The sequence below is a fragment of the Chryseobacterium sp. Marseille-Q8038 genome, from assembly GCF_965111995.1.
This window is the reverse complement of the sequence record NZ_CBCOPN010000002.1, coordinates 1045430-1057239: the sequence shown is the minus strand read 5'-3', so window position 1 is coordinate 1057239 and position 11810 is coordinate 1045430. Positions and strand designations below refer to the sequence as shown.

The 11810-nt window shown below is 33.8% G+C and carries 13 protein-coding genes; 12 read left to right on the top strand and 1 reads right to left on the bottom strand.

The features are described from left to right. Positions 1-5: 5 nt before the first annotated feature. From ACWPWS_RS18805 to ACWPWS_RS18755, 11 genes are all read left to right on the top strand, one after another. The gene (locus tag ACWPWS_RS18805) at positions 6-1100 is read left to right on the top strand and encodes a hypothetical protein (protein ID WP_454047543.1); all 1095 of its coding nucleotides are present in this window, start codon (positions 6-8) and stop codon (positions 1098-1100) included. Between the two features lie 8 nt (positions 1101-1108). After that, positions 1109-2368: a hypothetical protein gene (locus ACWPWS_RS18800; protein WP_454047542.1), complete on the top strand. Its 1260-nt coding sequence runs from the start codon at positions 1109-1111 to the stop codon at positions 2366-2368. A gap of 1 nt (position 2369) precedes the next feature. Further along, entirely contained in the window at positions 2370-3017 is a 648-nt protein-coding gene (locus ACWPWS_RS18795; RefSeq protein ID WP_454047541.1) for a hypothetical protein, read from the top strand. Next, the gene (locus ACWPWS_RS18790) at positions 3007-3459 is read left to right on the top strand and encodes a DUF4304 domain-containing protein (RefSeq protein ID WP_454047540.1); all 453 of its coding nucleotides are present in this window, start codon (positions 3007-3009) and stop codon (positions 3457-3459) included. Before ACWPWS_RS18795 ends, ACWPWS_RS18790 begins: the two co-directional genes overlap by 11 nt. An 85-nt stretch (positions 3460-3544) precedes the next feature. After that, positions 3545-4126, top strand: coding sequence for a hypothetical protein (locus ACWPWS_RS18785; protein ID WP_454047539.1), 582 nt, complete (start codon positions 3545-3547; stop codon positions 4124-4126). 170 nt (positions 4127-4296) lie between these two features. After that, positions 4297-4830, top strand: coding sequence for a DUF4240 domain-containing protein (locus tag ACWPWS_RS18780; RefSeq protein WP_454047538.1), 534 nt, complete (start codon positions 4297-4299; stop codon positions 4828-4830). A gap of 357 nt (positions 4831-5187) precedes the next feature. After that, positions 5188-5460, top strand: a complete 273-nt coding sequence (locus ACWPWS_RS18775) for a hypothetical protein (protein WP_454047537.1) — start codon at positions 5188-5190, stop codon at positions 5458-5460. Further along, entirely contained in the window at positions 5457-6434 is a 978-nt protein-coding gene (locus tag ACWPWS_RS18770) for a hypothetical protein (RefSeq protein WP_454047536.1), read from the top strand. The genes ACWPWS_RS18775 and ACWPWS_RS18770 overlap by 4 nt, the downstream gene beginning before the upstream one ends. Further along, on the top strand, positions 6434-7201 hold the full coding sequence (locus tag ACWPWS_RS18765) for a DUF2314 domain-containing protein (RefSeq protein WP_454047535.1): 768 nt from the start codon (positions 6434-6436) through the stop codon (positions 7199-7201). The genes ACWPWS_RS18770 and ACWPWS_RS18765 overlap by 1 nt, the downstream gene beginning before the upstream one ends. Beyond that, complete coding sequence (locus tag ACWPWS_RS18760) at positions 7198-7548, top strand: immunity protein Imm33 domain-containing protein (protein ID WP_454047534.1); 351 nt, start codon at positions 7198-7200, stop codon at positions 7546-7548. The genes ACWPWS_RS18765 and ACWPWS_RS18760 overlap by 4 nt, the downstream gene beginning before the upstream one ends. Next, on the top strand, positions 7548-7742 hold the full coding sequence (locus tag ACWPWS_RS18755) for a hypothetical protein (RefSeq protein WP_454047533.1): 195 nt from the start codon (positions 7548-7550) through the stop codon (positions 7740-7742). The genes ACWPWS_RS18760 and ACWPWS_RS18755 overlap by 1 nt, the downstream gene beginning before the upstream one ends. 208 nt (positions 7743-7950) lie before the next feature. Here the strand turns inward: ACWPWS_RS18755 and ACWPWS_RS18750 are convergent, their stop codons facing one another. Further along, positions 7951-8280, bottom strand: a complete 330-nt coding sequence (locus ACWPWS_RS18750) for a hypothetical protein (RefSeq protein ID WP_454047532.1) — start codon at positions 8278-8280, stop codon at positions 7951-7953. A gap of 648 nt (positions 8281-8928) precedes the next feature. Between ACWPWS_RS18750 and ACWPWS_RS18745 the strand changes: the two genes are divergently transcribed. Continuing rightward, positions 8929-11796, top strand: coding sequence for a SusC/RagA family TonB-linked outer membrane protein (locus tag ACWPWS_RS18745; protein ID WP_454047531.1), 2868 nt, complete (start codon positions 8929-8931; stop codon positions 11794-11796). The last annotated feature ends 14 nt before the right edge of the window (positions 11797-11810 follow it).

Below are 11810 nucleotides of genomic sequence, written 5' to 3'. Positions count from 1 at the left end.
TATCTATGAAAAATTTATTACCATTCACAATATTTATTTGGTTGCTCTGTTCTGGAACAACCAAAGCTCAAAGCAACCAATTTTATAATGATGCCTACCAGACCATTGACAATATGCTCGAAGACAGGCAGAAATACAGCTTTAAAGATGCTGTTTTCAGCGTGGAAGAAGCCTATTATCAGGGGAAACTTGATACTACGGCACTCAATAAAGAAATTAAATTTTTAAAGAGTTTTGCACAGAGTATTTTAAAAAGCAGGGATTTGGAATATAAAGAAGTTGACAAGGAAAAGGTTAGCAAGTATTCTGCGGTTTACTTTATTATGTGCCGTTCTCTTCCGGTAGCGGTAAAAGATACAGTTATTCAGTACAAGCCTTTTGAATATGATTTTACAGATGTTTTCGGGCATAACGACCTCCCTAACCTGTTTGTATCTAAATTATTGGCTACACATAAAGGTAATTGTAATTCTATGCCGTATCTATACAAAATTTTAGCAGAAGAATTGGGCGTAGATGCCAATTTAGCATTAGCTCCCAATCATGTGTATATCAAACATCAAATTAAATCTATCGGATGGTTTAATACCGAGCTTACAAGCGGTATTTTTCCAGAAGACGGTTGGCTAATGGCCTCTGGGTATATTCATTTGGATGCCATTAAAAATGGGGTGTTTATGAAAGCTCTTAATAACAAGGAAAGCCTTGCCTTATGTCTTTTTGATCTCGCTCAGGCATATAACAGAAGCTATCCCCAAAACGATGGAGAGTTTGTTTTAAAGGCGGTAAACAGAGCGGTAGAAGTTTATCCCAATTTTGCTAAGGCTCTAATTTTAAGAGCCGAAACCCATAAAAAACAATTTGAAAATATTATGTTTAAAATGAACCTGAGCAAAGATGTTCCAGAAAACATTAAAATTGCTCAGAAAGATCCAAAAGCTTTGGAGCTGATGGAACTCATGAAAAAAGAATACGGTCACATTTATGATCTTGGTTACAGGCAAATGCCCGAAGAAATGTATCTGGAATGGCTTGTATCGTTAAAAACAGAGAGAAATAAATATGAGAATAAAAAATTATTAAATAACTTTAGCAAATAATCACAATCATGAAAAAATTATTTTACTTTATCTTTTTCCTGCTGATAGGATTTTCCCATGCTCAGGTAAAAAGTAAGACTACTCAAAAGCCCGAAAAGCCTTATGTAAATCCTGTAAAGCTCACTAAGGAAGAGAGGTCACGCCCATATATGAGCGAGGTTCTGAAGTCCAGAGATTCACTCACTCCACAGGAAGCCGAAAGAAGAAGAAAAAATATTGAGCTGGCTAACCCTTTTAAAAAGTACGGTTTTTATCCTAAAATTGCGACTTTAAGCAAAGGAAAATATTTAGAGGTACACGATATTGATAGCATTATTAGTATCGGTTCTGTACGCTTTAACCGAAAAACGAGAGATATTATTGAGTTTAAGGAAATTGACCTGAGCGATCCGGATGCTCAGCCGTATCTCGATACCGCAGGGCGTTGGTTTTCACCTGATCCTCTGAGTGAAGAGTTTTCAAGCTGGACACCTTACAATTTTGCTTTTAATAATCCCATTAAAAATATTGATCCTGATGGAAGAGCAGCATTTGATTGGGTACATAATCGAGAAACAAATAGTGTCTATTGGAATCCTAATGCTACAAGTCAGGCTTCTGCTGGAGCTAATGAAACTTATTTAGGGAAGTCAGGAACTTATACAACAGAGAATGGTAGTACTACATATCTATACTCTAATGGTGATAGTTATGGTTACACTAATAACTCTTTAATTGGAAGTTTGGGAATTGCGCCTAATTTAGATCCTTTAATTCATGGAGGGGATCTTGCACCTATGATGAGCGTAGCAGCTTTTGGACTTCCTAGTGATGGTTCTTATATAAGAGAAACCCCTTCATTAAATACGCAAGAAGGGGCATTTGCAAATCCTTCAGCTCAGTTAGCATCCACAATGTTAACAGCCATGCAAGAAGCTCCATTAGCTATCGGAGGAGAAATTGCAGTTGCAAAAATTGGACAGGCATTTAATTATTTAACTAAAGGAGGCCCTACTTTTGCAGAATATAGAGCAGCCTATTGGGCAAATAACACTAAACCAGTTTTAGAGGCACTTGAAAATCCATTGACTGGACAGACTTGGAAACAAACAATGGAATTACACCATAGGTTTATCCCGCAAAGGGCAAAATGGGCTCCTAATTGGCTTTTAAACAATAAAGTTAACCTCCAGCCAGTAAATAGTTTAGAACATGCTATAGCAGACCCTTATAGAGCTAGATTTGCGCCTAAATGGGTAAAAGAAACATACAACTTAAAATGGAAATAATATGTTTGGATTATTTAAAAAAAATAATAAGATTAATTTCTTTACAGAAAAAGAGGTATTCTTTTTTAGAGAAATTATTAAATTTCTACCAATCAGATATCATTATATTCTTAAGCAAATCAATACAGAATTTCTAATAAGTTTTAAGCCTAATGATTTAAATTTTAAAGATTGGTACAGTGTCCAGCTAAATGCTAATTTAGAAAAAGAATATAATAAATCTAAGTTAGGATATTTTCAGTTACAGAATATTTTAATATTCAATAAGAAAAGTGGAAAGAAAGAGAAAATTGTGCTTTCTTTTCTTGAAGGGCTATTTATTGGTTTTTTCCTTGAAGATATAAAATTTGAGAATTATATATTAAATGAATATGATACATCTAATTTAAGAGAAAAGCACTTTAAAAATGATAATGATAAGGTAGAACTTTTGGAGATTATAGGAAAACTAGACAAACAGAAAGAAGCAAAATTTGATATTGAAGATACTTTCAAAATAGAACTGCCTGAAGGAGATTTTTATACAATAAAAAATTTAAAGGATGGAAACTATTTGGCTGTAGATAAAAAAGGAATAGTTTATGAACTTATTCATGATCCATATAGTGTGATAAAAAAAGCTGAGAATATACATGTTTATGAAAATTAAAATTTTAGCAAACATTTTATCCGAATTATTAATACTTAATGGATTTAAGAAAAAAGGCAATTATTGGGTTATTGATGGAAATGAATTAACAAAGGTTGTTCATTTGCAAAAGTCTCAATTTAGCAATTCATTTTATATAAATTATGGTTATATTATTAATTCTATTCCATTGGATGGTTTGACCATGCACGTTTTTCAGCAAGTTTCATCATTGGAAGAAAAAGAGAAAAATAGAATTGTGCAATTACTTAATTTGGATATTGATATTTCTGATTCAGTAAGAATTGAGGAACTAAATAATATTCTCAAAATTAAACTTGTTGATAAGATGAATAGTATAAGTTCAGAAGATGATTTAAAAAAAATGATAGAGAATTTTGCCCAGGCACAACTTAATATGATTCCGTCATCTGTAAAAAATCATTTTAAAATAATTGTATAAATCCTTTACTGCTCAAATGGTATTAAGTGAGTGGAGAAATGAAAACTGAAATTAAAATCATCAAACACAGAATAAATTTATTAAAATGAAGAAATTATTATTTATTGGTGCTTTAATCCTAAGCATTTTATTTATATTGAGTGTTACAATAAATTCTCAAAAAATCAAATTATCTAATTTTAAATTTGTTGTTTATGATATTGAAAACAAAACTATCTCAATATCTTCATATTCAACATTAGATAAAAACGGAATACTTAGGGTATACTTAAAAAAATATAATGACACTATTTTTTATAAATACCAGCTCACTAAAGAGGAGATTGAAAAAGTAAATAAGTTATCTTCCAGCAAATTGCAAAATTTCGTAAACCAAAAGCAGTTAGAAAATAGTAGTTATTATGCCGGAAGCAGAAATTTCATCAATTTCAAAATTAAAAATAAGGATGAAAGACTATGTTTTATTCAGCCTTTCATGAGTTCTGAATTTAGCGAAATTATGGATTTACTGACTGAAAAAATATACAAACAAGACGAAACAGCAATAACATCAGGATTTAAAATTGATTTTGAAGCAATAAAAAATGATATTCTAAAGCAAAATGAAATAGATAATTATCTGCCACAAAAACAATTACCTCCACCGCCTATGAGAAAATCTAATTAAAAAATGCAAAAAAAACTATTATTAGCCATAATTTCAATAATACTTTTGAGTTGTTCAAATACTGAAAACAATAATTCTATGGGAATATTCGGAAATTTTTTGGAAAATCACAATCAGACAAAGAAATATCCAGTCAATCTAATTTTAGCAATATTGAAAAGACGGCTGAAATGTTAGATGAAAATATTTTTTGGAGTATAGTTGATAATTCATTAAAAAAAAGCAATGGTCAAAAAAATCAAGAGGCTTTTTTAATAAAGGAAATTGAGAAATTAACCCCTAAAGAAATTATTGGCTTTCGTTTAAGAACAGACAAATTGCTGTATGACACTTATAATTCAAAAATGTGGTGTGCAGGATATATTATGAATGGTGGATGTTCGGATGATGGATTTGAATATTTTAGAAATTGGGTTATTTCAAGAGGAAAAGATGTCTATTATAAAGCGAAAGAAAATCCAGACACCCTTATAAGTCAAAAAGAAAATGGTGAGGATGAAATGTTTGACTTTGAAAGTTTTTGGTATGTTGCATTAGAAGCATTTAATAAAAAGACAGGGAAAAACTTATATGATTTTATTGACTATGAAAATTTTAAAACAACCGAAGAAAATTATCCTCAGTTTGAATTTGATTGGAAAGAAGAAAACCCTGAAAGTATGAAAAAACTTTGTCCTCAATTATTTGAACACTTTTGGAATTAAAAATATTACTTGAGTATAAAGTATGCCATATTACATTAGAATATTAGGTAAATCAGACCATAAAATTCATCTTGATGAAATTATTAGTCTATTGAAAGATCATGGTTTATCCGCTAAATTTAGTATTTATAAAAATGAGACTCCAGATAATTGGACTGTTATTGACGTATCGAATTTGAATGACGAGTATCTAATGCAAATTGAGCGTAATACACTAATGAAGGGGTTGGCAAAGAAGAAATTGAAGAATTTAGAGAAGAGATTTTAGAATATAAGCCAGTTTCCGCCTCTAAATGGCTCTACAAATATTTAGACAAAGTAAAAGTTATTTATGCTTTTCAGCTTCTTAATGCATCAATGAAAGAAGAAAATTTTTCTATTGTTGAAACTATCAAATCTGTTATTTGGAGTAAAGTTGGTGGAATTTTTCAGGCAGATAATGAAGGATTTTCAAATGAGAATGGTTATCATATTCTTTGGCAATTCTCAGAAGATGTCACAGGAGAATGGAATATGGCAGTTAAAAACTTTTTTGGAGGATGGACTAACTTTACAATGGATTTAGGCGATGAAATACAGAGAAAAGAATTTTTAGCAGGTAAAGTCCCCAATAATGCGAAAAAACTATGACCAATAATCCTTATTTGACTTTTAAAAATGATGAACTGGCAAAATCAAAAATTTTAGCCAAAGAACTAAATATTTCTGAAACTGATTTTATTAATATACAATTTTGGTTTGACTTATTACTATTGAAACATGAAGAAGCAACGAGCAACCATGAAGAGCAATTAATGACAGAAAAAGAATTAGAAGCCAAATTTAACGAGCTTATTTCATCAGAAATCGAAAGGAAAAGTTATAAATATATTCTTCCAAAATTATTGAATTACAATAATGAATTCAACGGTGCTTTTTTAAGATCACTTTATGTTGCAAGGTTGGGATTTTTACTTAGAGAGAATTTGATACCCAAACTTGTTAATGATAAGAAATTAGTTTATTCACCAGAAGATTTTTTCAATGTTACCATTTATCTCAAAGATAATTATTTTGTTTCTCCCAACAGCAACTTTTTAGAAGATATACTGAAAATAGAAAATGTTCGTGGTATTTTTAAACAAGCTACTACCAAAGTTAAGTTTGAAACTTTAAAAAATATATTACACATTATATACCAGAAAACCTATCATCATGATATTATCTGTTTTAAAAAGATTTTGAAATTAGTATCAGAAACCGATTCCGAATTAATTGGCTATTTAAAGAACTTCCAAGTAGAAAATAAACAAGGTTGCTATAAGATTATTAACGATATTTTGAATTTGGATTTGTTTAAAAATAATTGGAATGACTTTGAGATAAAAATTCAGTTAATTAGTTTTTTCGATACTGCCAGAGGTGCTAATCCTACCTCCAGTTGGAATAATAAATTTCAAGAACTATCCGCAATTATTGATAAAAAAAAGTCTTTAGAAATTGTACATGCCGTTTTGAAAAATGGAAACTGTAGAATTTATGAATTTGATTATGGAGCGCAATGGGGTGATGATACAGCAAAACGATTTTTAAAATCTGCACAGTGGATAAAAGATATTTTGTAATGAATAATAGTGCAAAAATCGAAGAAAATTGGGCTTATCAATACAATTTATATAAGGCAAAATATACTTTATGGTATTTTAACGAACTTATTAAAATTGGGTTTTCAGGATATAATTCTGTTAAGTTTAAAAATAATGAAGATGTTTATGTATGGTTAGAAAATGTTAAAATTGAAGGTAACTATTATTCGGGTAACTTGGCTGAAAATGGAAATTCTCAGAAGATTTTAATAAATGATGTAATAGATTGGATGATTATTGAAAAGGGAAGACTAATAGGAGGTTATACCATAAGACATTATAGAGATACTCTTGATGATGAATCAAAAATGAACTTTGATATTGATTTTGGAGTAAAAATTGATGATGGAAATGACTTTTTTAAACTGGATTTGACTACACCTGAAGGAGCTATAATTAAAATTGAAAATTATTACTCAAATAAAGATTTAAAAGGTGTCATTTCTTGTAAAGATTTTCAAATGGAAGCAGAAAATTTATTGAAGGAAAAAGGCGCAATAATTACCGCAGAGACAAAAAATAAAATAGCAGAAGCTCTAAAATCATCTTTGGTTGAAACTTTTCAATCAAACGAATTTCCAAATTTCGAAAATATAGAAAGGTGTTTTACTCTTGTGGAAGAAAAACAGAATCAGCGATTAATTGAAGAAAAAGTTATCTATCAAAACGGAAACTTTACATTCAATAAATTATGGGTATGGCGATCTAAAGACGGGGATTGGAAAGTATTAAATCTTTTTGAATGATGAATAAAGACTATTTAGAAAAACAACTAAAAATTTGCATGAAATATTCTCAAATATCAGATTTGGTTGAATTAGATACGCTAATTGCATTGGGCAGAAATTTTAATCCCAACATTCAAATAAATGGATTAAGACATCCTCGAACAGAAACATTAAATGGTTGGTATATTTGGTCAGGAGAATATTCAGATGCATTTGATTTTTTTCAGCCTTCACACGCACATCATTTATTGGAAAATGCTTCTTTTGTTATATCATATTTAGGACTTCCGGCAGGAAATCGTTTTCTGATAGATAATAAAGGCTATGAAGATGTATGGTTCGATGAAAATTTATTAAACATATAATGACTGAATATCATGTTATTTTTGAAGTTCTAAAAATTGAACGGGAATTAGAACAAGGCTCTACAATACAAATAGGTGAAAGGTTTGTAGGGATTTATTATCCTGATAATAAAGAAATTCATTTTACCGATGATAACGGCCAAGAGTGGATTTTTTACGATGGCGATACATGCAGTATTATCAGCAAGATTTAGCTGACCTTTAAGAAAGGGTATTGAAAAAGGCGATTTATATTCATCCAAAATCAACTGAACACTGGTCAATTTTAACAGATTGTACAATTTTATATTTTAGAAGAATTAGAGAGCAATTTACTCTCTAATTCTTTTATCATTATTCCCATAAAATGCTTGCAGTCTATTAACAAATAACAAAATGGTTGAAATGTAATTATGGAATTTACTAACTTTTTTTAAGCATTTCTTCTCTGAATTTACTAACATCTCTTTCCGAAAGCTTATCATAAATTTCAGCAAAATCAATCATTGTATAACCCATTGACTCAACAATAAGAACAATAGTTGCCATCGTTGACCTTTTCTTTCCGCTAAAAGCACCATTTACTGTAGCTTTGGTCAGTTCTGAATTAGAGTTTGCAGCTATTTTATCATAACTATTGACTATGTCCACACTACCATTCGATTTCGCTGAGGAACTCTTATTGTTACTTAGCATTTTACGCAAAGTAATTGCAGTTTTTATAATTATAATTTTTTCACTTTCTTTAATCATAAATGCAATTAAGCACATAATGAAAAATATTTTGGTATAGTTTTGTATACCAAGATATTTTTTCTTATCTTTGTGAAAGAAGTTACTTAATTGTAATTTTGCGAAACTTCAAAAAATATTAGAAGCTATTCGCTTAGAATCTTGTATCAGAAAACTGGCACTTTTCATTTTACCACAAGACAATAAGCAGATTGCTCACGTTCTAAGCGTGGGCTCTCTTATTCGTGGTAAAGGGTATGCCAGTACCTCTGATACGGTAGGTAGAGTTCCACGCTGTTTTTTTCAATGATGTCCGCCTTCTCTACATTTCTCTAAGCTGCTTTTACTATAAAGATTAGATAGGATACAATGGCAGTGCATCCATTGGAGCTTTACAGTTCACACTCGAGGTTAATTTCATTCATATTAATTCTTTATGATGTGTTTAGGTTGGAGGTTTTGTAATCTCCCAAAACCTCCTCCTAGACAATATTTAAAAACACAATGAAACCATAAAAGACCATCAAATGAAAATAAGCAGCACCTATTATAATGATACTTAGTTATCTTTTTGTTACAGAACAATAAGAAATAAAAAAGCCCTTTCCTTTAAAGTTTGCAGACCGTAGAGAAAGAGCTGTCGTTTAACGAATTAAACTTTTCAAATTTATGAAAAAATCCTATACCAGCATAGGGCACGTTTCATGTGTCCTTATGCTGACGGTAGCAGGCGTCTCTTTTCATGCACAGGTACAGAGCAATTCTGATACTATTTCCCGAAAGAATACCCCTGAAGCTTCCGTACTCAGGAAAAAGACCGATACCTTATCCCCTTCAGGTAAGCCCGCATCAGAAAAAGTGAGCCATATTGAAGAAGTGGTACTGAATGCAGGGTATTATAAGGTCAAAGATAAGGAACGCACGGGAAGCATTGCCAAAGTTTCAGCTAAGGATATCGAAAACCAGCCTGTCACCAATGTGCTATCCGCAGCTCAGGGAAGAATGTCAGGAGTAAGCATTACCCAGAATACCGGAACCCCGGGAGGCGGATTCGATATCCAGATCAGGGGAAAGAACAGTATCCGCCGTGAAGGGAATGAACCCTTATATATTATCGACGGAGTTCCCCAGGCTTCCGAGACCCCTTCGCTGTATTCCACTAAAATCCTTCCGTGGTCCTCTATCAATCCCCTGAATGCCATCAATCCGAATGATATTGAGAGCTTTGAGATTTTAAAAGATGCTGATGCAACAGCCATTTACGGATCAAGAGGAGCCAACGGGGTGATCATTGTAACCACTAAAAGAGGAAAGAAAGGACGATCTGAGCTCAAGCTTAATACCTCGTATTCCTTAAGCAGGATTACTAGGCCTATGGAAATGATGAACACGGAGCAGTACATCAGTATGCGTCGTCAGGCATTCCAGAATGATAATGTAGCCTATCCTGCTACCATGTATGACATCAATGGAACCTGGGATCAATCCCGATACACCGACTGGCAGAAAGAACTGATCGGAAGCATGGCAGATGCCTACGGCGTTCAGTTGTCCATGAGTGGCGGCTCTGAAAACTTTTCTTACCAGATCAGCTATGGCCATAATGAGCAGACCACTGTTTTGCCGGCTGACTTCAAATATAAAACCAATAACATCAATGCCAATTTCAGTTATCTTACTCCCGACAGGAGAATGGAATTTAGCATGGTAAATACCTTTTCTTTTCAGCAGAACAATGTGCAGAATGATGACCTTACCTTGAAAAGCATTATGCTGAGTCCCAATGCTCCGGCACTTTATACTGCAGATGGGAGCATCAACTGGGAGAACGGAACATTTAACAATCCGGTGGCTTCGCTTCTGAGCGAGTACTCCAATAAGACCGCCTTTTTTAATAACGGCCTTAATGTGTCCTATAAGCTGTTTCCTTTCCTTTCATTAAAAATGAACGCCGGAATCAGCTATCAGAATTTCGAAGAACGTTCGATAAAGCCCCATACGATTAATAATCCTTCTTTTGGACAGACCAGCATGAATTCCACCTCTTCCCGGAATAACCAGGTGAACTTTTCCTATATCCTCGAACCCCAACTGGTGGGCGCTTACAAAACCGGAAATCACCAGTTTGAATTCTTGCTGGGAGCAACTCTGCAAAAAACACAATCAGAGCAGGGAGCTATTCAGGGAAAAGGCTTTGAGAGCAATGCTTTGATTGATAATATTGGAGCCGCCAGCGTAAAGACCATTTCTGATCAGGTTCGGAGCCAGTATAACTATACGGCAGTTTTTGCCCGTTTTAATTATCAACTGAAGAAAAGATATATTGTGAACCTTACCGGAAGGCGTGACGGTTCTAGCCGATTTGGTGCCAATAACCGTTTCGGGAACTTTGGAGCAATAGGCGCGGCATGGCTTTTCTCGGAAGAGCCCTTTCTGAAAGAGGTAAAATGGCTGAGCATGGGTAAACTCAGAGGAAGCATGGGAACTACAGGAAACGATAAGATAGGAGATTACCAATATCTCAATACCTATATTATTTCATCGGGTATCTATAACGGGCAGACCGGTTTAAATCCGGCGCGGCTGTATAACCCTGATTTCAGCTGGGAGAAGACTCTGAAAAAAGAATTGACCCTGGAAGTAGGACTCTGGAACGGACGCTTTAATTTTTCAGGTGCCTACTATGAAAACACCTCTTCCAATCAGCTGGTAGGAATTCCCCTTCCAGCCACCACGGGCTTTCCTTCCGTACAATCCAATCTTCCGGCAAAGATCAGGAATACAGGCTGGGAATTTGATACCTCGGTTCAGGTTTTAAGAAAAGGAAAATTCAGGTACGAGACCTCTTTTAACCTGAGCATTCCGAAGAATACGCTTGTAGAATTTCCGAATCTCGAAGGTTCTACCTATTCCAATCAGTATATGATCGGATACCCTACGACTATTGCCAAAGTCTACCAGTATGAAGGCATAGACCCTGCAACCGGACTCTACAAGTTTACAGATTTCAATGGTGACGGAAAGATTACCTCCCCTGATGATAATAAAGCAGTGGAAAAGCTGGGTGTCCGCTTTTTTGGCGGATGGTCGAATAATCTGAGGTTCGGCAATTGGTCTGCTTCTTTTTTATGGCAGTTTGTAAAACAGAGAAACTGGAATTACAACCGCCAGATGCTTCTGCCCGGAGCACTCAGTAATCAGCCTGTAGAAGTATTGGACGCATGGTCTCCATCTAACCCGGGAGGCAGCTATATGGAATATTCAGCAGGGTACAACCCCCAGAAGCTTTCCCTGCACGGGTTCTTCCAGAACTCCACGGCAGCAGTCAGTGATGCTTCCTATATCAGGCTGAAGAATGTACAGCTGAACTACCGCATTCCCATGCAAAAGATGGGCATCAAAGAAGCTATGATCTATGTGCAGGGACAAAACCTTCTAACCATCACCAATTATTTTGGAATGGATCCCGAGTTTTATCTGGTAGGTTACCTGCCACCCCTCAAGACCTACTCATTAGGATTCCAGGTGACTTTTTAGCGATAAGATTGATG